Here is a 24,308-nt window from a genome sequence, read left to right on the forward strand (position 1 = left end):
CCCGCGTGAAGTTCCTGCTGATAACGCTCATCACCCACCTGCCCGACCCGGTCACCGGCCAGCGGAGGAGCACCACCGAGCGGTTCCGGGAGGTGGTCGACACGGCAGTCCTCGCCGAAGAGCTCGGGTTCGACGGGTACGGCGTCGGTGAACGGCATGAGCGCCCGTTCATCTCGTCGTCGCCTCCGGTGGTGCTGAGCCACATCGCCGCCCGCACCTCCACCATCCGGCTCTTCACAGCGGTCACGACGCTCAGCCTACTCGACCCGGTCCGCGCGTACGAGGACTACGCCACCCTCGACCACCTCTCCGGCGGCCGACTCGAACTGATCATCGGCAAGGGCAACGGCGCCGCGCAGGCGCAGCTGTTCCACGTCACCACCGACGACCAGTGGGAGCGCAACCGGGAGGGCTACGAGCTGTTCCGCCGGCTCTGGCGGGAGGACAAGGTCACCTGGTCCGGGACGTACCGGCCGTCGCTGACCGAGGCCGAGACCTGGCCACGCCCGCTCCAGCAGCCCATCCGGGTGTGGCACGGCAGCGCCACCAGCCGGGACTCCGTCGACCTCGCCGCCCGCTACGGCGACCCGATCTTCTCCGCGAACGTCACCAACCCCATCGAGCCGTACGCCGAACTCATCCGCCACTACCGGGAACGGTGGGCGCACTACGGGCACGACCCGGCCGACGCCCTCGTCGGTGCCGGCAGCGCCGGCTTCCACGTGGCCCGCACCTCGCAGGAGGCGATCGAGCGGTACCGGCCGATCTTCGACGCTCGGGTGGCCGCGTTCCGGCGCCTCGGCGTGCCACCGGTCTTCGGCACCCTGGAGGACGCCATCGACCGCAGCTCGATCCTGGTCGGCAGCCCGCAGCAACTCGTCGACAAGGTGCTGCGCTATCACGAACAGTTCGGCCACGAGGTCATCCACCTCCAGGCCGACCACGACGGGCTGACCGACAAGCAGCACCGGGAGAGCCTGGAGTTGTTCCAGGCCGAGGTGGCGCCGGTGCTGCGCCGGGAGATCCCCAGCCGTCCCTTCCACGCGCCGGTGACCGCAACCGCCACGGCCTGACCAGAAACGGGGACCGCCATGCCCTCCACGCCGTTGTCCATCCTCGACCTCGCCCCGGTGCCCGCCGGCGGCACCGTCACCGACGCCCTGCGCAACACCGTCGACCTGGCCCGCAGGGCCGAGCAGTCCGGCTACCACCGCTACTGGCTGGCCGAGCACCACCTCGCCGCCGGTGTCGCCAGTTCCGCGCCGGTAGTGCTCATCGGGCAGGTCGCCGCGGCCACCAGCGCGATCCGCGTCGGCTCCGGGGCCGTCCAGGTCGGTCACCGCACCGCCCTGTCGGTCGTCGAGGAGTTCGGCACCCTCGCCGCGCTGTACCCCGACCGCATCGACCTCGGCCTCGGTCGATCCGGTCAACGGCGCGTCGAAGCCGCCCGGGAGATCGCCGCGCCCACCCCGCCACCGGTCCAGGCCCGGGTGGTCGACGGACTGCTCATCCCGCCACCGTTCTCCTACGCCCAGGTGCTCGCCTCACCGCGCTTCGCCCTGAGCAGCGCCCTGCTGCACCAACCGGGCGCCCAGCCACCGCCCTTCGCCGAACAGGTGGCCGACGTCCTGGCCCTGCTGCGCGGCGACTACACCGACGCCGACGGTCTGGACGCGCACGCCGTGCCGGGGGAGGGCACCGATCTCCAGGTGTGGCTGCTGGGCAGCAGCGGCGGAGAGAGCGCCCAACTCGCCGGCGCACTGGGTCTGCCCTTCGCCGCCAACTACCACGTCAGCCCCTCCTCGGTGCTCGACGCGGTCGCCGCCTACCGCGCCGCGTTCCGGCCCTCGACCGCGCTCACCGAGCCGTACGTGGTGGTCTCGGCCGACGTGGTCGTGGGCGAGACCGACGCCGCCGCACGCCGGTTGGCCGCACCGTACGGCCCGTGGGTGCGCAGCATCCGCAGTGGCGAGGGCGCGATCCCGTTCCCGAGCCCGGAGCAGGCCGCCGCGCTGCAGTGGACCGACGACGATCGCAAGCTGGTCGCCGACCGGGTGGACACCCAGTTCGTCGGATCGCCGGGGACGGTGGCCGAGCGGCTGCGCACCCTGCGGGATGTCACCGCCGCCGACGAGCTGCTCGTCACCACTATCACCCACGACCATGCCGATCGCGTCAGCTCCTACGAGCTGCTGGCCAAGGAGTGGAACGACTGACCCCGGCTGGAACGGCGGTGAATGTCAGTAGACCGTCACCGGGTGCCGGACGACACCGTCGAACAGGTAGCCGAGAGCATTGGGGCGGGCCTGGTCCGGCTGGCTCGCCCCGGTGACGTCGGTGGCCCGAGCCTGCACTGTGAACCGGCCGGGCCGCGGGGGGCGCCAGCACGCCGTCCAGCGCTGCCAGACGCCGGCCTCGTCGTCGGGGTGGAGGTTGGCGGGTTGCCAGGTCGCCCCGTCGTCGGTGCTGATGTCGACAGCGCGGATCGGGCCGTTGCCGGACCAGGACCGGCCGGCGATCATCAGCTGCTCGCCGCTCGGGACGCGGACGTCCCACGGCAGCTCGATGGCGCTCTTGACCACCGGGGTGGTCACGAGTCGGCCGTCTACCGGATGGCCGGGACCGAACATCCGGTAGAACCGGGTGTTCCACGCTGAGGAGAGGGGGGTCGCGGAGACCTCGATCGGGCCGACCCACTTGATGGAGGCGACGCCGATCCAGCCCGGCACCACCACCCGCACCGGGAAACCGTGGTCGACCGGCAGCGTCTCCCCGTTCATCTCGTACGCCAGCAGCACGTCGTCGATGGCCTTGGCGATCGGTATCGGGCGGCGCACCCGGCCGAGATTCACCCCGCCGGTCACGAAGTCCGGGTCCAGGCCCTCGGGCTGCACGTCCACCGCGTCGTCGGTCAGGCCGGCGTGACGCAGGACTGTCGACAGCCGTACGCCGCGCCAACGGGCCACCCCCACCGCGCCGAGACCCCACGGCACGCCCGGTGTCGGGTGGGTCTGCTGGGAGGCGAAGAATCGTCGGCCGTTGCCCGCGCACTCCAGCAGAACCGCGGTCTCCTCGGCGGGCATGGCCCGCAGGTCGCCGTAGTCGAACTCGACTGCGTCGTCCCGGCTCGGCGCGCCCCGCAGGCCGGTGCCGAACAGGCGCAGACGCCACGTGTCCACGTCCAGCAGCGGACTGTGGGTGTGGTTGCGCACGAAGAACCGGTCGGTGGGGACCGTGAAGCCCTGCGAGGCCATTGCCTCCCACCGCATCTCGGCGTTGCCGTCGCGGAGGGTGAGCAGGCCAGGGGACAGCGGCTTGGCGATCGTCGCGGCGGCGCGTGACGGGAGGGAAACTGTCACCCGGATCCTCCCTGCGGACGGTTTGTTGGCAAGTCCTATTGAATCAATAGGACTTGCGGCTTGACCAGCCTGGGCCTGACGTGCGCGTGGCGAGGTCTGTGCGGAGTCGCTGTCACCGGTGGACCACCCCGTTCTGGTACGCCCAGACGACGGTCTGGAGCCGATCCCGTGCGCCGATCTTCGCCATGGCGCGGCCGAGATGCGACTTGACGGTGCTGGTCTCTATGAAGAGCTGCTCGGCGATCTCGACGTTCGACAGGCCCTGCGCGAGCAGCTCCACGATCTCGGTCTCCCGCGCGGTCAGGTGGTGTGCCGCCGCCGCGTCCGAGCGGGGAGCGGGCGTACGCCTGGCGAACTCCGAGATCACCCGACGGGTGACGGCCTGGTCGACGAGCCCGTATCCGCTCGCGAGGCGACGGATCGCTTCGATCAGCTCCTCGGGCTCACAGTCCTTGAGGATGAACCCGCTGGCGCCGGACTCCAACGCGCCGAAGACGTACTCGTCGAGGTCGAAGGTCGTCACGACCAGCACGGCCGGTGGCGTCCCGGTCGCCTCGGCGACGATCTGCCGGGTCGCGCTGAGCCCATCGCCGTGCGGCATCCGAACGTCCATGCAGATGACGTCCGGTTGCAGCCGGCGGGCCAGCTCGACGGCGGCGGACCCGTTCGACGCCTCCGCCACGACCTCGATCTCGCCGGCCTGCTCCAGGATGACGCGGAAGCCGGCGCGGACCACTGCCTGATCGTCGACGAGCATCACTCTGATCATGCTGGGGCCTCTACCTTCGGTCGGGATGCGGCGGGACCGTTCGTCGGGAGGGTCGCGGCGACCGACCAGCCACCGGCCGCCGTCGGGCCGGCGGTGAACGTCGCCCCGATCAGCTGGGTGCGCTCGCGCATGCCCACCAGGCCGACGCCGCCGGTCCGTGCCGCCGGTACGCGTCGCGGCGCTACGGGTTCGTTCACCACCTCCAGCGACACCGAGCGGGGCTCGAAGCGGAGCACCACCCGCGCCGCAGCGCCCGGGGCGTGCTGGCGGGCGTTGCTCAGCGACTCCTGCGCGATCCGGTAGAGCGCGACGTCGGCGATCGGCGGCACCTCGCGCTGCTCACCCTCCCGGACGAGATCCACCGGGCCGGCGAGGTTGCCCGCGGTGCGGACGAGGTCGTCGAGCATGCCCAGCCCCGGCACCGGGGCGGCGCCGTCCTCGTGCCCCGGCCTGCCGCGCAGCACACCGACGACCAGCCGCAGATTGTCCAGGGTCTCCTTGCCCTGGCTGCGGATCCAGGCCACACCGGCCTTCGCGGCCGCCGGGTCCCGGTCGATCAGCCGCTCGACCGCCGCCGCCTGCACGACCATGCCGGAGAGGTGGTGCGCCGCCACATCGTGCAGCTCCCGGGCCATCCGGGAGCGCTCCGCGCCGATCGCCGCCTGGACCTTCGTGCGTTGCTCCCGGATCGCCTCGTGCGACCGCACCCGGACCAACTCGACGTAGCGCCGGTAGGTGGCCACGTAACCGCCGACGAAGGTCGCACCGGCGTAGGTCAGGGCGCTCGCCGAGACGTACGCGATGGCCGTCAGCAGATCCGGGGTCACCACGACGGCGGCCCCGATCGACTCCACCACCACGACCGCGCTGACGGCCAGCAGCGCACGGCGAACCGGCAGCAACGACCCGACGGTGTACGCCACGACGAACGGTGCGAGGCCCCGGATGGTCGCCTCGGGCAGGGAGAGGCCGATGATGGGCAGTTGGAGGCCGACGACGAGTACGAGGCAGAGCAGTGGCCGGACCCGACGCAGGCACAGCAGCATCGCCTGCGCGCAGCAGATGGCGACGAGCAGCCAGGCCCGCGCCGGGTCGAACGACACCCCGTCCTCCGGTGCCACGAACCAGAACAGTGCGGTGAGCAGTACGAACGTCAGGACGGTCAGCACCGCGGCCAGCAGGCAGTCCCGTGGGAACACCCCGGTCACCCCGAGCCGGGTGAGCCGTCCGTCGAGCCACTTCGTCAGTCGCGGTGTGCCGGGTCCGGTGTCGGCATGGTCCCTCATGCGGTGCGCGTCCTTGCTCCGGGTCGTCCCGGGTCGGGCCGGTCAGTAGGAGATGCTAGGCGCGAGCAGGTGGAACTCCACGGCGAACCAGCCCGCACCGGCGAGAGCGAACAGGATCAGGCCGCTGCCGGTGATCCGCCGCCAGCCAACGTGGCGTCGCACGTCGTCGACGAGCCGGACCGCGGCGGGCAGCACACCGAGCAGACCGACCAGTTGCAGCACCTGAATGGTGCGCAGGACGGCACCGGGAACGTCCTGGAGGCCCATGATGCTGCCGATGCTCAGCACCCACCCGGCGAACGCGAGCAGTGTGCCGGCGACGGCGAGGCGGCTCAGGATCCGCGCCGTGCGCCCCGCCCGCTCCCGCGGAGCGCGGCCGAGCCGACGGCGGACGATCGCGCCGACCGGCCAGGACAGGACGGTGAGCAGCAGCACGACTGTTGACAGCGCCAGCACCGGAACGGCCACAGTGGAGGCGCGGGCAGGCTCGACGGGCAGCAACGCGAACGCGGAGTCGAAACTGATCGCCTCGACCCGGTCGTCGGTCGCCCGCATGGCGATCGTGCGTTGCCCGCCGACCTCGCGCCAGACCCAGGGCTTCACCTCCTGGTAGAGGGCGGGGGAGTCGGACAGCGGGCCCGGTTCCACCAGCAACCGGTCGCCGTCGGCGACGCTGACAGTGGTTCGACCGACCAGGCCGATCGCCGTCAGGAAGTTGCTCCGTATCGCTCGCGAGGACTCGTACGTGCCGACGGCCAACGCGGCGTGCCTGGCGGTGGTCGCCGGGTCCACGCCGGTGGTCGGCTGGTCGTCGCGGGCGGGGAAGTAACGGTCGGCGAAGCCGTTCACGACCGACTCGCGAAGCTCGTGGCTGTCGAGGGCGCCGGAGCCGTTGCTGTTGAGGGACAGGAAGATACCGGCCCGGTCGTCGGGGTAGATCTGAAGGTGGGAGTGGAAATACCTGGTGTCGCCGCCGTGGCCGAGGATCCGGTGACCGTTGCGGTCCTCGGCGAAGAACCCGAGGGTCATCCGGGGCCCGTCGGCCAGCGTGCCCAACGACGTCGCGTCGAGTGCCGGTCTCTGCATGAGCTCGCGGGTCGGTTGGTCCAGCAGGGGCGCGAAGCCCGCCGGCTCGCCGAGCTGGGCGAGCATGAATCGCGCCATGTCCGTCGCCGGGGCGCTGAGCGCACCGGGCGGGGGCGTGCCGACGATCTCGAACGGCGCGGCGGGCGCGGTGGAGGTGTCGTACCCGTTGGACAGCCGGTCGCGCAGCGCCGCCGGGAGGGGCTGCTCGAAGGTCGATGACGGCATGCCCGCGCGGTCCAGGATGTTGCGTTGGACGTACTCCTCGAAGCGCGTCCCGCTGACGCGTTCGACGATGTAGCCGGCGAGCGCGTTGCCGTAGTTGGAGTACGCGGGGACGGTGCCGGGCTCGTAGATCTGCTCCGGTGGGTCGGTCATCAAAGCCTTGCGCAGGTTGAGGTCACTGCCGTCGGTGCCGATGAGGCCGGCGATCCGCTCCTCGAAGCCGGCGGTGTGCGTCAGCAGGTGCCGCGCTGTGACGGCCCGCTCGTAGCGGCGCGGCGGCTCGAAGTCGAGGTACGTCTTGACGTCGGCGTCGAGGTCGAGCTTGCCGCTCTGCACGAGTTGCAGCACCGCTGTGGCGGTGACGAGCTTCGACACCGATCCCATCCGGAACAGATCCCGGTCCGGGTCGACCGGTACTGCCCCGTTGCCGCCGGTGCCGGTGTCGGCGTACCCGTACCCCCGGGTTGTGATGATCTTGCCGTCGTCCACGACGGCGACAGTGGCCCCCGCGATGTCGGTGCGGTCGAGCGCGGCCGGAAGCAGGCCGTCGAGCCAGGCGTTGACATCGGCGCCGGTCAGGGCGGAACCCGCCCCGCTCCCGGGTGCCGCCGGAGCGTCGATGGGCGGTGCCGGGTTGTGCTGCGGCGCGCCGCAGCCGGCGGCGCTCACGGCGAGGACGACAGCGGTCGCCAGCACCGCGCCGAGTCGGACGAGAGGCTGGTGTCGCCGGGATGGAGGAAGAAAGAGTGGGCGCATTGTCTGCCGGTGCCTTCCCAGGCGAACGGGTGTCCGGAGCAGGTCCGTACGGCGTCACCCGATGCCCTGGAACAAGCGTGTTCGAGGAATCGCGCTGATCCATCTGGCGCAGGACGGCACTGCGCCTACGACCTGAGGAGGAGAAGCGTCTGCACCCTTCGCCCCTCGATCGAGGGACATCGTTTGACTTGTGCAGCGAATGCATCTTTGATGGTCGATGTGCTTGTTCGGCGTGGTCGGGCGCTTCGTCGTCTGGGTGGGCCGGTCGATGCCCTGAGCCTGGAGGAACGAATGCGAGTCATCGCGCGGAGAAATCCACTACGCCCACGACGGCGGCTGTTGCCGGTGGCGATGGTGGCGGTGACGCTGCTGAGCCTGGCCGTCGGTGTGCCGGCGGCCGCCGCGGCGCCGTCGACAGTCGTCGGCGTGGCCAGCGGTCGTTGCCTGGACGTGGTCGGCAACGTCAGAACCGCCGGCGCCGGCATCAACATCTACGACTGCAACGGCCAGGCCAACCAGGCGTGGACCTTCACCTCGAGTGGTGAGCTGCGGGTCTACGACGACACGATGTGCCTGGACGTCGTCGGCCAGGACACCACCGCCCCGGCCGCGCTGCAGATCTACGGCTGCACCGGCGGCGTCAACCAACGCTGGCGGATCACCACCTCCGGGACCATCGTCGGGGTCCAGTCCGGCCTGTGCCTGGACGTGTCCGGCGCGGGCACCGCCAACAGCACCACAGTCGGTCTCTGGACCTGCAACGGGCAGTCCAACCAGCGGTGGACGACGTCGCTCGGCAGCGCCGACAGCCAGCCGCCGACGGCGCCGGGCAGCCCACGGGTGAGCGGCCTGACCTGCAACTCGGTGACGTTCGCGTGGAACGCCTCGACGGACAACGTCGCGGTGGCCTTCTACGACATCTACCACGACGGCCAGCTGATGACGTCGGTGAGCGGCACGACGCTCTCCACCAACCTGACCGTGGTGGCCGGGGCGACCTGGGGCCTGTACGTCAACGCCCGCGACGCCGCCGGCAACGTGTCGCAGGCGAGCGCCACCGTCTCGATCACTCCGCCGCCCTGTCAGGCCGACAGCCAGCCGCCGACGGCGCCGCAACAGCTCACCGGCACCGCGTCGGGCACCACTGTGACGCTGCGCTGGACCGCTTCGACCGACAACATCGGGGTGCGGGCGTACGACATCTACCGGGCCGGCGCGAAGGTGGGCACGGTCACCGGCGCACCGCCGGCGACCACGTTCACCGACAGCGGTCTGGCGGCGAACACCTCCTACCAGTACTACGTGGTGGCTCGGGACGCGCAGGACAACGCCTCGTCGGGCAGCGGCACCGCGACGGTGACCACCGGCGCCGCGTGCGCCAACCCGGTGTGCGGGGTACGGCAGGTCACCACCGACACGGACATCCCATGGGGTCTGGTGACGTTGCCGGACGGCAGCGTCCTCTACAACCGCCGCGACGCGCACGACATCATCCAGCTCAACCCGACCACCGGGGCCAAGACCAACCTGGGCACGGTGCCGAACGTGCAGAGCACCGACGGTGAGGGCGGCCTGTTGGGGCTCGCCATCTCGGCCAGCTACTCCAGCGACCGCTGGCTGTACATCATGCACACCTCGCCGAGCGACAACCGCGTCGTCCGGATCAGGCTGGAGAACGGGCGACTCAACACCGCCAGCGAGCAGGTCCTGCTCAGCGGCATCCGGCGTAACAAGTACCACGACGGCGGTCGCCTACGGTTCGGCCCGGACGGCAAGCTGTACGCCAGCACCGGCGACGCCCAGAACGGCAACTACGCCCAGGACCGGGCGAGCCTCGAAGGCAAGATCCTGCGACTCAACCCGGACGGCACCGTCCCCTCGGACAACCCGTTCGGCAACTACGTGTGGAGCTACGGCCACCGCAACCCCCAGGGGCTGGCGTTCGACTCGCAGGGCCGGCTGTGGGAGCAGGAGTTCGGCAACTCGGTCATGGACGAGACCAACCTGATCACCAAGGGCGGAAACTACGGCTGGCCGGCGTGCGAGGGCACCAGTGGCACCTGCGGTACGGCCGGGTTCATCGCGCCGAAGCGCACCTATCCCACCGCCGAGGGGTCCTGCTCCGGCATCACGATCGTGCGTGACGCGCTCTACGTGGCCTGCGCCCGAGGCGCTCGGATGTACCGCGCGGTGATCAGCGGCAGCAGCCTGACGAACGTGCAGACGTACTTTAGCGGCACCTACGGTCGGTTGCGGACCGTGGAGCCGGCGCCCGACGGTGGGCTGTGGCTGACCACCACCAACGTCGGTGACAAGGACAGCACCCCGAACAACAGCAACGAGAGGATCCTGCACGTCACGCTCGGCAACTAGGCCCGACGTCCCCGCGGGGCCGCCTCCGGGCGGCCCTGCTGGAGCGCGGGTCAGACCGGGTGCTTGCTCAGACTCTGGAAGCTCAGCGCCCGCTGGGTCGGAATCTCGGCATCCCCGAACTCCGTCGTCCAGGGCCGGGACAGCGTGGCCGGCGCCCGCCACCGGGCCACCCGCGACCCCGGGCCGGCCGACGAGTCGGCGCGCGGCCCGGCTGAGGTGGCCGTGTCGTCGGCGCGCGCCGGGTCGATGCCCAGCTCCCGCATCCGCTCGACGTACGCGCGGTAACGCCGCTGGGCCTCGCCGTGCCGGCCGGCGGCGCGCAACACCTCCACCAACTCCAGGTGGGCGTCCTCGTCGTACTGGTCCCGGTGCACGAGCCGCATCAGGTAGACGAGCTTCTGATCGGTGTCCGAGGTGTGCTGCGCCAGGGCCCGCAACACGCGGGTGTGCGCCACCTGTGCCTCCTCCCGCAGCGGTTGCGCCCAGTCCTCGTACGGGTCGTCGGCGAGGAAGTCCCCGCCGTACAACTCGTCGGCGCGGATCAGCATCGCGGTGGCGGTCGGGTGGTCGGGCTGTGCTGCCTGCGCCTCCTCGGCGGCGGTGAGGAACGACTCGACGTCCACGTCGATCACGTCGAGGTCGATCGCCACCGAGCCCCGGTCGGCCAGCACCGCGCCCCGCCCGCTGGTGCGTTGCCCGGTGCCGAGCACACGGCGCAGGGTGGACAGCAGCACCGAGAGCCGGTTCGCGGTCCGCGACGGCGACTCGTCCGGCCAGAGCAACTCCATCAGCCGGGCGCGCGGCACCGCCCGGCCGCGATGCGCGACGAGGATCTTCAACAGGTCCCGGGCCTTCTTGGACTGCCATTCGCCGTATGGCACCACGGCACCGGCCCGGAACACCCGAAAGTCACCGAGGGTGTGGATGACCACCGCCGGTACGCGCAGCGTCATGGCGGTGAGCCCGTCGGCGACGCCCGGGTCGAGGCGTACCCCGCAGCGGCGCAGCTTCTGCTCGGCTCCCTCCGCGCCGCGCCGCGCCTGCCGGCCCTGCAGTCGGGCCGCGATCAGTCGGACCGCGGCCTCCTGGGCCGGGTCGCCGAGATCCCGACAGAGCGCGGCGGCGTCGTCGAGCAGGCCCGCGGCGGCCCGGGGGTCCTCCGCCGCCAGGACGGTGAGTTGCAGTGCCTCGATCAGGGTCGCTCGCCGCCTGCCGACGGTGGCGCCGGTGCGGGCTTCGGCGGCGTCGAAGTGGGCCGCGTCGGTGTCGCCGCGCAGCAGTGCCACCCAGCCGCGGGCCAGAAGCGCGTACGGTCGGTCGGGTTCGCGGGCCATGGTGACCGCTCGTTCGGCCAGGTCCCGGGCGGCCCGCAGGTCGTCGGCGGCCCGGATCCGCGCCAGCTCGGCCAGGATCTGGGCGCGGGACATCGGCCGGTGCTGCCCGTTGCCCAGGATGGCCAGGGCGCTCTCCAACGCCTTGCGGGCCTGGCGCGGTTCACGCCGGCGGCGGTGCACCATGCCGAGCGTGGTGAGTGAGAACGCCTCATCGGCGCCGATCCCGGTCAGCTCCCGAAGGCGTTGGTCCGCGGCGCTGTCGGCGAGCGCCTCCTCCAGGCGGCCCAGCAGGCACTTCGCCGTCGCGGTGAGGGCCAGCGCGTAGGGCTCGTAGCCGGTGTCGCCGGTCACCTCGGCCAGCCGGACGGCCGCCTCGGCGTGCCGGAGCGCGTCGGAGGCGTCACCGACCCGCAGCAGGTAGCCGGCGAGGTCCAGGTGAATCATCAGCCGGAACAGGCCGACGTCGGCGTGGCGCAGCCCCTCCGACTGCTGCGCGCGTCGCCGTGCCGCCGACGCGTCGCCGGTCGCCGCGTCCAGCAGCATGGCCAGCCGGGCGTACGCCCCGTGGGCGGCGGGGGAGTCGCACCCGTGCGCCGCCTGGGCGGCCTCCTCGGCGTCGGTGGTGGCCCGCTCGATGTCGCCCTCGATCAGGTGGTGCACGGCGGCGTGGCAGTGCACCTGCACGGCGTGCGGGCCGGCCGCGTCGATCGGGATCATCGCCAGCCGGGCGGCGGCCAACTGCGGTTCGCCGTCGAGGTGGTGTTGCAGCGCGACGCGCCAGATGTCGGCCAGCGGAGCGTCGGCCGGGTCGGGCGTGGCGGTGAGCAGGTCCGGCTGGATGGTGAGCCACAGGTGCGCGGCCGTGCGGTCGCCGACGTCGGCGAGGCGGCGCAGCGTACGCCCCGGATCACCGCCTCGGTGCGGTTGACCCGGTGGCGATGCCTCGCCCCCGCGTTGATCGCGGGTGGGCGTTGGCGGACGCAAGGCATGGTTGAGTCTGTCTCCGGACATCCACCACTCCCGTTTTCTCTCGAGGAGGCTCAGGTGAGTGAAGAGACAACCGGTCGTCCGTGGCCGACGCCCGGCGTGGCTTCCCCCCGGCACGATCATTGTCTTCATTGAGCATCATCGCCATAACCAAAAGAGTCGGTGTACTTACTGACTGCTATGCGGTATCGGCATAATGCCGCCCTCAGGATTCCCTCAGGCGGCCCCCACAGCACGCGCACGGCCCGTACAAGCAACCGGCACGGCTCCGCCGCAGAATTCCGGGCATTGCGTTTCGCCTGCCCGATCGGAGCTGAGATCCGATGTCCGAACAGACCGCCGCGCCTGTCCTCGTCGCCTTCTGGCAGCGACAACTCGACGCCCTTCCGGAGCCACCGGACCTGCCATTCCCGCCCGTACCCGGGACGACGGCGGCCGGCGACCCGAGTGCGTCCGGCGGCACGGCCGGCGTGGCGCTGCCGGGTGGTTCGTCCGAGGCGTTGGTCGACGCACTGGCCGCTGTGTTCGGGTTGCTGCACCGCTGGACCGGGGGCGGCGACCTGCTCGCCGAGACACCGGCCGGCTCGACCGCGCCGCAACGCTGGCTGCCCGTGCGCGTGCGAGTCCCCGAGAATCCCACCTGGACGGAGCTGCGGGACCTGGTCCGGACGGCGCTGCGCGAGGCGCGGGCACACGCCTCGGGGCTGCCCGCGACGGTTCCGGAGCACCGACCGGTGGTGTCGGTGGGCCTCGGGGGGCTGCCGTCGGGGGCGCGGGGCGTGCTGCGGCTGCTGGTCGACGACGACGGATCGCCGACACTCACCGTCACCCATCCGAACGCGGCGCTGATCGGGGCCACGCTGACCGTCCTGCTCGCTCGCGTCGCGGAGCGGCCCGAGGCGCGCCTGGCCGACCTGCCGCTGCTCGACCCGGCGACGGAACGGCGGGTGGTGGCCGGGTGGAACGCCACCGACACCGCCTACCCCCGTGACCGGTCGGTGCCCGACCTGTTCGCCCAGTGGGCCCGGGAGACACCGGACGCCCCAGCGCTGGGCAGCGGCGACGAGATGCTCAGCTACCGGGAGGTGGACCGGCGGTCCAACCAGTTGGCGGGGCACCTGCAACGACTGGGCATCGGCGCCGAGGCGCTGGTCGGCCTCTGCCTCACCGACACCGCCGGCTGGGTGATCGCCGCCCTGGCGACGCTCAAGGTCGGTGCCGCGTACCTGCCGCTGGACCCCGGGTACCCGCCGCAACGGCTGGCACTGATGTGCCGCGACGCCGCGCCGGGAGCGATCGTGCACACCGCCGCGCTGGCCGACCGGCTGCCGGACGACGGGACACCGCGCATCGTCCTGGACCGGCTGCCGGACGCCGACGACCCGGCGGGCCCGCCGGAGGTGAGGATCCACCCCGACCAGCTCGCGTACGTCATGTACACCTCCGGCTCGACCGGCCGGCCCAAGGGCACCGGCGTCAGCCACCGCAACATCGTCCGGCTGGTCCGCGACACGAACTTCGTCGACGTACGCCCCGACGACGTGATGGGGCAGGCCGCCACGATGTCCTTCGACGCCGCCACCCTGGAGGTGTGGGGGGCGCTGCTCAACGGCGCCTGCCTGGTCGACCTGGACATCAACGACGTGATCGTGCCGGAGCGGCTGCGCGAGCGCCTGCACGCCACCGGCGTGACGATGATGTTCCTGGCCACCTCCGTGTCCCGACAGTTGGCGACGGAGGCCCCGGACGCCCTGGCCGGGTTGCGCTACCTGACCTTCGGCGGGGAACAGGCCGACCGGGCGGCGGTGAGCCGGCTGCGGGCCGCCTGCCCGGAAACGACGGTGGTCAACGGGTACGGCCCGACCGAGGGCACCACCTACACCACGACGTACGACTGCGCCCTGCTCAGCGCCGACGACCAGGTGGTGCCGATCGGTGGCCCGGTCGCCAACACCCGGGTCTACGTGCTGGACCGGTTCCTCCAGCCGGTGCCGCCCGGCGTGCTCGGTGAGCTGTTCATCGGCGGGGACGGGGTGGCCCGCGGCTATCTCGGCCGCCCGGAGGCCACCGCCGACCGGTTCGTGCCGGACCCGTTCGGGCCGCGCGGCGGTGGTCGGCTGTACCGCACCGGAGACTTGGTCCGACAACGCGCCGACGGGTTGGTCGAGTTCGTCGGGCGGTTGGACCACCAGGTCAAGATCCGTGGGTACCGGGTGGAGCCGGGCGAGGTGACCGAGGTGCTCCGCGGTAGCGGTCTGCTGCGCGACGCCATCGTGCGCGCCGACCGCGACGGGGCGGGCGACGCCCGACTCGTCGCGTACGTGGTGCCCGCCGACGGGGTGCGCGTCGAGGCGGTCCGGGAACGGGCCCGGGAGCTGTTGCCCGATCACCTGGTGCCGGCCGTGTTCGTGGCGCTGCCCCGGCTGCCGCTCAACCGCAACGGCAAGGTGGACACCGACGCGCTGCCCGCACCCGACGACAGGTCGGCGCCCGACGTGCCACCCGCACCCGACGTGACCTCGGCCGACGACGAGGACGCCGGCCCGCGTGCCGGGACCGAGCGGACCGTGGCCGAGATCTGGCGGGACGTGCTCGGTGTGCCGGTGAGTCGACGCGACGACGACTTCTTCGACCTCGGCGGCCGGTCGTTGAAGGCGACCCGGGTGCGGTCCCGGCTGTCCGCCGCGATCGGCGCGGAGGTGCCGTTGCGGCTGATCTTCGACCACCCGACCGTCGCGGCGCTGGCCGCCGCGGCGGACGAGATCACCGGGGTCCGCGAGGCGGCGGCCCAGCCTCCCGGGCCGGTCGACGGGCTCCCACCGGACGCCGCGCCACCCGCCGATCTCGCCGGCCTGCTCGACCAGTACGAGCACGGGAGCGCGAGATGAGCGGGGCCCTCACGCCGACCGGGCTGCGAGAGCGGGTGGACGCGCTGCCGCCCGAGCGACGGCAGGCATTCCTCGCCGCTCTCCGCGCCGACGGTGACCGGTACGGGATCCACCCTCTGACCGCCGCCCAGGAGTGGATGCTGCTGCTGGCCCAGCTCCACCCGGAGAGCCCGGCCTACCACGTCCCGTACCGGGTGGATCTGCGTGGCGACCTGGACGTGGCGGCCCTGCGCGCCGCGCTGGACCTGGTGGTGGCCCGGCACGAGGCGTTGCGCACGGTGTTCGTGCCGTTGGACGGGGAGCCGTACCAGCTGATCCTCCCGCCGGGCGGCGTGCCGCTCGAGGTGCGCGACGTCGCAGCCGACCGGATCGACGAGTACGCCGCCGCCGAGGCGGTCCGCCCGTTCGACCTGGCCCGGGGGCCGCTGCTGCGCGCCACGCTGTGCCACACCGGCCCGGCCGACTGGTCCCTGCTGCTCTCCCTGCACCACGTGGTCTGCGACGGCTGGAGCATGGGCCTGCTCTTCGAGGAGCTGTCGGCGGCGTACGCGGCGGCGCGGGACGGACGGGTCGCGCAGCTACCGCCGGTGCCGCGCGACGTGCCTGCCGCCCTGGCCCAGGACCGGCTGCTCGCCCCCGCCGAGCTGGCCCGGCGGTTGAGCTGGTGGCGCGACGCCCTCGCGGGTGCGCCGCCGGGACTGGACCTGCCCACCGACCGGCCCCGACCGGCGGCGCTGGAGGACGCCGGTCACGAGATCGAGTTCTCCTGGCCGCCCGAGCTGGCCGACCGGGTCGCCGAGGCGGGACGCCGCACCGGCGCCACCCCGTACATGATCTTCGCGGCGGCCTGGGCGGCGCTGCTGCACCGGCACAGCCAACAGCCGGACCTGCTGCTCGCCACCCCGGTGGCGAACCGGCAGACCCTCGACAGCGAGACGGCGGTCGGCTTCTTCGTCAACACGCTGGTGCTGCGCAGCCGGGTCGACGGGGAGGTGACCTTCGCCGCGCTGCTGGACCAGTTGCGCGACACGGCGCTGACCGCGCTGACCGACCCGGTGCCCTTCGACGCGCTGGTGCAGGAGATCCGACCGGTCCGCGATCCTGGCCGTCACCCGCTGGCCCAGGTGATGTTCGCCATGGAGGACGGCTGGGAGCAGCGCCTGACGCTGCCCGGGGTCACAGTGCTGGCCAGCGGCGAGACGCACACCGCTACCTCCATGTTCGACCTGACGCTGACAGTCATCCCGTACGAGGGTCGGATCGACGGGCGGATCGAGTACCGGACCCGGCTCTTCGACGAGCCCACCGCCCGCGGGCTCGCCGACCAGCTCGCCACGCTGCTCACCGCCGCCCTCGCCGACCCGGACACCCCGGTGGCCGGGCTGCCGCTGCTGCGCCCGGACGCCGCTCGGGACCTGGTCGACCGCTGGGCCGCCACCGCCACCGCGCCGGCACAGCAGCCGACCCTTCCCGAGTTGGTGACCCGGCAGGCCGTCGCCCGACCCGACGCGGCAGCCGTGGCGTACCGCGAGCAGACGCTGACCTACCGGGAGCTGGACGTGCGGGCGGGCCGGCTGGCCCACGCCCTGGTGGCCCGTGGGGTGCGGGCCGAGACCACGGTCGGGGTCTGCCTGCCCGCCGGCCCGGACTGGGTGGTCGCGCTACTCGCCGTGCTCCGGGCCGGCGCGGTCTACCTGCCCCTGGATCCACAGTTGCCGGCGGCCCGGCTGGCCTACCTGCTCACCGACTCCGACGCCACCCTGGTGCTCACCGGAGCCGACGCGCAGCTGGCGCTGCCCGCCAGCGACGTGCCGCTGCTGCGACTCGACGAGCCGCTGCCGCCCGCCGCCGGCCCGCTGCCGGGGACCGCCCACCCGGACGCCGCCGCCTACCTGATCTACACGTCCGGCTCGACCGGGCTGCCCAAGGGCGTCGTCGGCACCCATCGCGGGCTGGGCAACCTCGCCGAGGCGCAGGCCCGGCTGGTGGGCGTCCGCCCCGACGACCGGGTCCTCCAGTTCCACTCGATCAGCTTCGACGTGTCCCTGTCCGACCTGGTCACCGCGTTCACGGTGGGCGCGACGCTGCGCCTGCTCGGCCCGGACGAGCGCACCCCCGGCCCCGACCTGGCCGCAGCGCTCGTCCGGCACGGCGTCACAGTGGCCGACCTGCCCCCGGTGGTGCTCGACGCCCTGGACCCGGCCGGGGTGCCGGACCTGCGGGTGCTCACCGTCGGCGGCGAACCCTGCGCGCCGGACGTCGCCGCCGCCTGGTCGCGCGGCCGGCTCCTGATCAACGGGTACGGCCCGACCGAGGCCACTGTGACCGCCACCGCCGCACGCTGCGCCCCGGACGGCACCGAACTGCCCATCGGTCGGCCACTGACCGGGGTACGCGCCTACGTGCTCGATGCCGAGCTGCGGCCGGTGCCCCCCGGCGTGCCCGGCGAACTGCACCTCGCTGGCGTCGGGGTGGCCCGTGGCTACCACGGCGACCCGGCTCTCACGGCGCGCCGCTTCGTGCCCGACCCGTACGCCCGGACGCGCGGGGCGCGGATGTACGCCACCGGCGACCTGGTGCGCTGGCGCGCCGACGGGCAACTGGTCTTCCTGGGCCGGGCCGACAACCAGGTCAAGATCAATGGCTACCGGATCGAGCTGGGCGAGGTGGAGGCGCGGCTCCGGCAGTGCGCCGGTGTACGCCGGGCCGCCGCCGTGGTCCGCACCGATGCGCCCGGTGGCCGCCGCCTGGTCGGCTATCTCGTCGGTGACGACCTGTTGGTGGACGAGCTGCGCCAGGACCTGCTCCGGCAGTTGCCCCGTTACCTGGTGCCGACGGCCTTCGTGGTGGTCGACGACCTGCCGGTCAACGCCAGCGGCAAACTCGACCCGTCCCGGCTGCCCGCCCCCACCGTGACCCGCGCCGACCTCGGTGCCGCGTACGTGGCCCCGAACGGGGACATCGAGCGGGCCGTCGCCGAGGTGTGGCGCGACGTGCTCGGGCTCGCCGACGTGGGCGTGCACGACAACTTCTTCGACCTGGGCGGCACCTCACTGCTGCTGGCCCGGGCGCGGGCCCGGCTCACCGACCGGCTGGGCCGCCCGGTGCCCGCCGTCGAGCTGTTCCGGTACCCGACCATCGCGCTGCTGGCCCGGTTCCTCGACGGCGGAACGCCGGTGGTCCCGCCAGCTACGGATCCGACCGCCGGTCGCCGCCGCGACGAACGCAAGCAGGCCCTCGCCGAGCGGGCCCGACGTGCCCGTCCGGTGCCGGCAGGGGAGGGACGACAATGACCGATCAGGAGACCGGACTGGAGATCGCCATCGTCGGTATGGGCGGCCGGTTCCCCGGCGCCGCCGACGTGGACGAGCTGTGGCGCCGGGTCCTCGCCGGCGCGGAGACCATCACCCGCTTCACCGACGCGGAACTGGCCGCCGCCGGGATGAGCGAGAACGAGCGGCGGCACCCCGACCACGTGCCGGCGCACGGCGCGCTGCCGGACGTCGACCGGTTCGACGCCGGTTTCTTCGGCTACTCGCCCCGCGACGCCCGGCTGCTCGACCCACAACAACGGCTCTTCCTGGAGTGCGCCTGGGCCGCGCTGGAACGCTCCGGTCACCTCACCGGCGACCCGGACCGGCTGGTCGGGGTGTACGCCGCCGCCGCGGCCAGCGGCTACCTGCTGCACCACCTGTTCCGCAACCCGCAGCTCGACTCGGTCAGCGAGTACGAGCTGATGCTCGCCAACGACAAGGACTCCCTGCCCACCCGGGTGGCGTACCACCTGGACCTCCGCGGCCCCGCCGTGGCGGTGCAGACGGCCTGCTCGTCCTCGCTGGTCGCTGTGCACCTCGCCGCGCAGGCGCTGCTGGCCCGGGAGTGCGACGTCGCGCTCGCCGGCGGCGCGCACCTGCTGCTGCCCGCCGGCACCGGCTACCGCCACGAGGTCGGCGGCATCATGTCCCGCGACGGGCACTGCCGCCCGTTCGACGTGCGGGCCAGCGGCACCGTCGGCGGCGACGGAGTCGCAGCGGTCGTGCTGCGCCGGCTGGTGGACGCCCGCCGCGACGGCGACACCGTGTACGCGGTGATCCGCGGGTCGGCGATCAACAACGACGGCCGGGTGAAGGTCGGCTTCACAGCGCCCGGTGTGGATGGTCAGGTCGCTGTGATCCGGGCCGCCCAGGAGATGGCCGAGGTCGACCCGGCGAGCATCGGGTACGTCGAGGCGCACGGCACCGGCACCGAGCTGGGCGACCAGATCGAGCTGCGGGCCCTCGCCGAGGCGTTCCGGGGCGCCGCCGACGGGCGGTGCGCGCTCGGCTCGGTGAAGTCGATCCTCGGGCACCTCGACGTCGCTGCCGGGGTGACCGGCCTGATCAAGGCGGCGCTGGCGCTGCACCACAGCGTCGTGCCACCCAGCCCGTACTGCACCCAGCCGCATCCCGAGCTGACCGGCAGCCCGTTCCGGGTGCCCACCGCCGCGCGGCCCTGGCCCGATCTCGACACGCCGCCCCGCGCCGCGGTCAGCTCGTTCGGCATCGGCGGCACCAACGCCCACGTGATCCTCCAGGCCGCCGAGCCCACCCCACCCGGCCCGCCCGCCGACACCGACGCCACCCGGCTGCTGGTGCTCTCCGCCCGGGACGCCGACGCGCTCGACCGGGCTCGCGCCCAGCTGGCGGCCCACCTGGCCGAGCACCCCGACCTTTCGCTGGCCGACGTCGCGTACACAGTGCGCGGGTCCCGGCCGGAGCTCGGGCACCGGCTGGTCACCGTCGCCACCACCGCACCTGTCGCCGCCGCCCAACTCGCCGACCGGGATTCGGCGCTGGTCCGCACCGGCGTCGCCTCCGGCGCACCGGCGGGAGTGGCGCTGCTCTTTCCCGGTCAGGGCGCGCAGTACGCGGGGATGGGCCGCACCCTGTACCGCACCGAACCCGTCTACCGGGCCGCCTTCGACAGCTGCGCGGACCTGCTCCGCCCGCACCTCGACGCGGACCTGCGCACGCTGCTCTGCCCACCCGGTGACCCGGTCCCCGCCGCGCCGGAGCTGGACGAGACCCGGCTCACCCAGCCGGCCCTCTTCGCCGTCGAGTACGCCCTCGCCGAGCTGCTGCACCACCACGGCGTACGCCCGGCGGCGCTGGCCGGTCACAGCCTCGGCGAGTACGTGGCCGCGTGCCGGGCCGGCGTCTTCACCCTCCCGGACGCGCTCGCCACCGTCGCCGTACGCGGCCGGCTCATGCAGGCCCAGCAGCCCGGGTCGATGCTCTCGGTGCACCTCCCCGCCGGCGAGGTCGCGCCCCTGCTGCCCGCCGGGGTGGAGGTGGCCGCCGCCAACGCGCCCCGGCTCACCACAGTGTCCGGCACGACCGCCGCCGTCGCCGCGCTCGCCGTCGAACTGCGCGGGCAGGGGGTGGCCTGCCGGGAGGTGCGCACCTCGCACGCCTTCCACTCGGCCATGATGGAACCGGCCCTCGCCGGGTTCGCCGCGCACCTGCGCGAGGTGCCGCTGCGCCCGCCCACAGTGCCGGTGGTGTCGAACGTGACGGGCGGCTGGCTGACCGACGACGAGGCCACAGACCCCGGCTACTGGGTGCGGCAGCTGCGCCGACCTGTCAACTTCACGGCCGGCGCCGACCTGCTGCTGCGCCAGCGGTTCGCGTTGCTGGAGGTCGGCCCCGGCCGCACCCTGGCCACCCTCGCCCGCCAACACGAGGCGTCCCGCGGCGTCCCGGTGTCGACCACCCTGCCCGCCGACCGCACACCGGACGGCGAGGACGCCACTGTCGCCCTGGCGGTCGGCCGGCTCTGGCTGGCCGGGGTGCCGGTGCGCTGGCCCGACGGCCGGACCGAAGGACGGCGGCGGGTGCCAGTGCCCACGTATCCGTTCGCCCCTCAGCGGCACTGGGTCGAGCGGTTGCCGCCGCAGCGCTCGGGCCCGCTCGACCTCGGCGACGTCGCGCCGGAGCCCACCCCGGCGTACCCGGCAACCTCGCCACCCGCGCCGGTCGACGAGCCGTACGAGGTGGTGCGACGGATCTGGATCGACCTGCTCGGGGTGGAGGAGATCGGCCCACACGACGACTTCTTCGAGCTGGGCGGGCACTCGCTGCTCGGCACCCGGGTGGTGGCCCGGCTGCGCGACGCGCTCGGCGTGGACCTGCCACCGGCGGCGATCTTCGAGTCGCCCACCCCCGCCGCGCTGGCCCGTACCGTCGCCGCGCTGGCAGGACCGACCACCGACGTACCCCCGGCGGTTGTCCCACCCACGGACGGCGACCCCACGGACGGCGACCTGACCGACCTGCTCGCGGAGATCCGGGCGTTGTCCCCGGAGAGTCTCGCCCACGAGCTGCACCTGGCCCGACACGAGGAAGGTAACCCTGATGGCTGACGAGCAGCGCGTTCTGGTCAACGACGAGGAGCAGTACGCCCTCTGGCCCCGCCACAAGGAGGTCCCGGACGGCTGGCGGAACGCCGGTTGTGCCGGCAGCCGCCAGGAGTGCCTGGACTTCGTGGCGCGGACCTGGACCGACATGCGCCCCCGCAGCGTCCGCGAACACCTGGCCGCCGAGACCGCCCGGCTGGGCTGAGCGGTAGCGCGGCACGCCCTCAGTCGCTGGTGAGCAGCACGAGCTGCTGGGTGGCCCGGGTCATCGCGACGTAGCGGTCGACAGCCCCCGAGATGCCGGTGCCGAACGTCTCCGGGTCGACGAGGACGACCAGGTCGAACTCCAGCCCCTTGGCCTGCTCCGGGCTCAGTGACCGGACCCGGGCCGTGGGCGGGAACGTCGGGTCGCCGATGACGCAGGCGATCCCGTCGGCGTGCGCGGCGAGCCAGGTGTCGAGAATCGACAGCAGGTCGGCGACCGATCCGTGGACGACGGGGAGCCCGTTGCCGCGGATGGAGGTCGGCACGTTCGCGTCGGGGAGTACGGCCCGGATGACCGGCTCCGCCGCTGCCATGACCTCCACCGGCGTCCGGTAGTTGATGCTCAGCGAGGCCACTGTGACCCGGTCCAGCCCGACCCGCTTGAGGCGTTCCTGCCACGACTCGGTGAACCCGTGCCGGGCCTGGGCGCGGTCTCCCACGATGGTGAAGCTGCGCGACGGGCAGCGCGCCAGCAGCATCTGCCACTGGGCGTCGGTCAGCTCCTGCGCCTCGTCGACGACGATGTGCGCGAACGGGCCGGCCAGCAGGTCCGGGTCGGCGTCCGGCTGCGCGGACTCGTCGACCAGGACCTCGCGCAGGTCGGGTTGGCGCAGCATCGCCAGCAGGCCCTCGCCGTCGTCGTAGGTGTCGGCGGCGAGCAGCTCGTCGACGACCCGGGCCATGTGCTCGCGTTCGACAGCGGCCGCCGGGTCACGCCGGCGGGCGTGCCCCGAGCTTTCCGCGTCGCCGAGCCGCTGCCGTGCCGCGTCGAGCAGCGGCAGGTCGGACACGGTCCAGGCCCGGGGCTCGTCGCGCTGTAGCGTGCGGACCTCCTCGGGGCTGAGCCACGGCGCGCACCTGCGCAGGTACGCGGGCACCGACCACAGGTCACCCACGAGGTCTGCCGCGTCGAGCAACGGCCAGGCGCTGTTGACCGTCGCCCGCAGCTCCCGGTTATGTCTCAGCGAGTCGCGGAGCACGTCGTCCGGCTCCTCGCCGTCGTACCGGTCGACGAGGATGGTGAGCAGCTCCTCCCAGATCTCCTCACGCGCCTCGTTGTGCGGGGTGCCCGGACCCGGCGCCCGGAACGCGTCGGCCCAGTCCTCGGCGCTCAGCCGGACATCGGAGTCGCCGACGGGGACCGTCATCGGGGCGACCGGCGGGTCCTCGTAGAACCGCACTGCCGCGTCGATGGCCCGGACCAGCTCGGCCGCGGACTTCAGCCGGGCCACCTCCGGGTCGGTGTCGGCGGCTGCCGTGGCGCCCTCTGCGACGAGGTCGCGCACTGTGCAGGTCTGCACGTCCTCCTCGCCGAGGCTGGGCAGGACGTCGCCGACGTAGGCCAGGTAGGGCTGGTGCGGCCCCACGAAGAGCACCCCACCCCGGCGCTGACCGAGGCGCGGGTCGGAGTAGAGCAGGTACGCGGTGCGGTGCAGGGCGACGACGGTCTTACCGGTGCCCGGACCGCCGTCGACCACGAGGGCGCCGGCCGACCCCGCCCGGATGATGGCGTCCTGGTCCGCCTGGATCGTGCTGAGCACGTCGCGCATCCGGGCCGACCGGGCGCTGCCCAGACTGGCGATGAACGCGGACTGGTCGTCGAGCGCGACGGCGTGCCCCACGAGCCCGTCCGCTGTGAACACCTCGTCCCAGTAGTCGCTGATCCGGCCGAGGGTCCAGCGGTACCGGCGGCGGCTCGCCAGGCCCATCGGGTTGGCGTGGGTCGCGCCGAAGAACGGCTCGGCGGCGGGTGAGCGCCAGTCGAGCAGCAGCCGTCGGCCCGTGCTGTCGGTGAGGCCGCGACGTCCGACGTACACCGGCTCGGGGTTGTCCGCCTCGACCACGTGGCCGAGGCACAGGTCCAGCCCGTAGCGGCTCAGCGAGCGCAGGCGGGCGGTCAGCCGGCGGACCTCCTCGTCGCGGTCGACGGCCTGCCGGCCCTTGCCGCCGGGCGCCCGACGAGCGGTGTCCAGACGGTCGGACAGCTCGGCGCTCAGCTGCGCGAGGCCCTGTGCCATGGCAGCGAAGTGCCGCTCGTCGTGGGCGATGAGCGCCGGGTCGGCCTTGGGGGCGAGGTGATCGGGGAGTTCGAACACGGAGGTGGGCAAGGAATCCAATTCATGACTTCCATTTCGGCAGAATTTGGCCTCGGCCGACGATTCTGCGTCATAAATGGGGTCTTGCCGCAAGCCCCCCAGTGCGCTATATGTTAGGAGTGGAAGGGGTGGTTTGTTCCCCCTTCCCATGATCCTCCGAGCGCATTCCCGCGGTGGACGTTCTCGACCACGTCCAGGTACCCGTCCGCTGGCAACCGGTGCAGATCATGGAGACAGTCGGACAACGCGTCCCAGCTCCAGCCGAATTAGCCGGAAACAGCAGCGCGTCCGGGAACTCTTAATCTGCGGCGTCGGGGTTCGAGTCCCTGGTGGCGCACCAACGATCAAGGCCCTGGCCTGGTGTTTCACACTGGTTCGAGGTCTTCTTCGGCTTCCCACCGCGGGCCGGGTGCTCGATAGGTGATCGGGAGCGAGCGGTTGGACTGGTCTGGCCAACGGTGGACGCGATGCCGCGTTCTGAACGTCAGTATCGG

Annotated in this window: 14 protein-coding genes; 7 read left to right on the plus strand and 7 right to left on the minus strand. The window is 72.8% G+C overall.

Features of this window, described 5'->3' with window-relative positions:
* Positions 1–5 precede the first annotated feature (5 nt).
* A complete protein-coding gene (locus tag ABZS40_RS16630; RefSeq protein WP_354944117.1) occupies positions 6–1,073 on the plus strand; it encodes an LLM class flavin-dependent oxidoreductase in 1,068 nt (355 codons plus the stop codon).
* 18 nt (positions 1,074–1,091) lie between these two features.
* A complete protein-coding gene (locus ABZS40_RS16635; RefSeq protein ID WP_354944118.1) occupies positions 1,092–2,216 on the plus strand; it encodes an LLM class flavin-dependent oxidoreductase in 1,125 nt (374 codons plus the stop codon).
* A gap of 24 nt (positions 2,217–2,240) precedes the next feature.
* Here the strand turns inward: ABZS40_RS16635 and ABZS40_RS16640 are convergent, their stop codons facing one another.
* The 4 genes from ABZS40_RS16640 to ABZS40_RS16655 all read right to left on the minus strand — a co-directional run bounded on the left by ABZS40_RS16640 (position 2,241) and on the right by ABZS40_RS16655 (position 7,418).
* A complete protein-coding gene (locus tag ABZS40_RS16640; RefSeq protein ID WP_354944119.1) occupies positions 2,241–3,359 on the minus strand; it encodes a sulfite oxidase in 1,119 nt (372 codons plus the stop codon).
* Positions 3,360–3,471: 112 nt separating this feature from the next.
* Complete coding sequence (locus ABZS40_RS16645; protein WP_354944120.1) at positions 3,472–4,128, minus strand: response regulator transcription factor; 657 nt, start codon at positions 4,126–4,128, stop codon at positions 3,472–3,474.
* Entirely contained in the window at positions 4,125–5,414 is a 1,290-nt protein-coding gene (locus ABZS40_RS16650; protein ID WP_354944121.1) for a histidine kinase, read from the minus strand. The genes ABZS40_RS16645 and ABZS40_RS16650 overlap by 4 nt, the downstream gene beginning before the upstream one ends.
* Before the next feature lie 42 nt (positions 5,415–5,456).
* Positions 5,457–7,418 carry a serine hydrolase domain-containing protein gene (locus ABZS40_RS16655; RefSeq protein ID WP_354944122.1) on the minus strand — a complete coding sequence of 654 codons (1,962 nt, stop codon included), beginning with the start codon at positions 7,416–7,418 and terminating at the stop codon, positions 5,457–5,459.
* A 351-nt stretch (positions 7,419–7,769) separates the two neighbouring features.
* On the opposite strand from ABZS40_RS16655, the gene ABZS40_RS16660 reads away from it, so the two are divergent.
* Positions 7,770–9,851 (plus strand): PQQ-dependent sugar dehydrogenase, encoded by a 2,082-nt coding sequence (locus ABZS40_RS16660; RefSeq protein ID WP_354944123.1) that lies wholly within the window; start codon positions 7,770–7,772, stop codon positions 9,849–9,851.
* A gap of 50 nt (positions 9,852–9,901) precedes the next feature.
* On the opposite strand, the gene ABZS40_RS16665 is transcribed toward ABZS40_RS16660, so the two are convergent.
* Positions 9,902–12,196, minus strand: coding sequence for a BTAD domain-containing putative transcriptional regulator (locus ABZS40_RS16665; protein ID WP_354944124.1), 2,295 nt, complete (start codon positions 12,194–12,196; stop codon positions 9,902–9,904).
* A gap of 299 nt (positions 12,197–12,495) precedes the next feature.
* Here ABZS40_RS16665 and ABZS40_RS16670 point away from each other — a divergent pair, with 299 nt between their 5' ends.
* Genes ABZS40_RS16670 through ABZS40_RS16685 form a run of 4 tightly spaced genes read left to right on the plus strand, consistent with a single transcriptional unit; the run spans position 12,496 to position 21,659 of the window.
* The gene (locus tag ABZS40_RS16670) at positions 12,496–15,060 is read left to right on the plus strand and encodes a non-ribosomal peptide synthetase (RefSeq protein ID WP_354944125.1); all 2,565 of its coding nucleotides are present in this window, start codon (positions 12,496–12,498) and stop codon (positions 15,058–15,060) included.
* Positions 15,057–18,353, plus strand: coding sequence for an amino acid adenylation domain-containing protein (locus ABZS40_RS16675; RefSeq protein WP_354944126.1), 3,297 nt, complete (start codon positions 15,057–15,059; stop codon positions 18,351–18,353). The genes ABZS40_RS16670 and ABZS40_RS16675 overlap by 4 nt, the downstream gene beginning before the upstream one ends.
* Positions 18,350–21,460 (plus strand): beta-ketoacyl synthase N-terminal-like domain-containing protein, encoded by a 3,111-nt coding sequence (locus ABZS40_RS16680; RefSeq protein WP_354944127.1) that lies wholly within the window; start codon positions 18,350–18,352, stop codon positions 21,458–21,460. Before ABZS40_RS16675 ends, ABZS40_RS16680 begins: the two co-directional genes overlap by 4 nt.
* On the plus strand, positions 21,453–21,659 hold the full coding sequence (locus ABZS40_RS16685; protein ID WP_354944128.1) for an MbtH family NRPS accessory protein: 207 nt from the start codon (positions 21,453–21,455) through the stop codon (positions 21,657–21,659). Before ABZS40_RS16680 ends, ABZS40_RS16685 begins: the two co-directional genes overlap by 8 nt.
* 19 nt (positions 21,660–21,678) lie before the next feature.
* Here the strand turns inward: ABZS40_RS16685 and helR are convergent, their stop codons facing one another.
* Together helR and ABZS40_RS16695 are read right to left on the minus strand one after the other, a co-directional pair.
* Positions 21,679–23,826 carry an RNA polymerase recycling motor ATPase HelR gene (gene helR, locus ABZS40_RS16690; protein ID WP_354944129.1) on the minus strand — a complete coding sequence of 716 codons (2,148 nt, stop codon included), beginning with the start codon at positions 23,824–23,826 and terminating at the stop codon, positions 21,679–21,681.
* A 101-nt stretch (positions 23,827–23,927) separates the two neighbouring features.
* A complete protein-coding gene (locus ABZS40_RS16695) occupies positions 23,928–24,059 on the minus strand; it encodes a hypothetical protein (RefSeq protein ID WP_354944130.1) in 132 nt (43 codons plus the stop codon).
* Positions 24,060–24,308: the final 249 nt, after the last annotated feature.

The sequence above is a fragment of the Micromonospora sp. NPDC005324 genome, assembly GCF_040607155.1.
GTDB classification, from domain to species: domain Bacteria; phylum Actinomycetota; class Actinomycetes; order Mycobacteriales; family Micromonosporaceae; genus Micromonospora; species Micromonospora trifolii.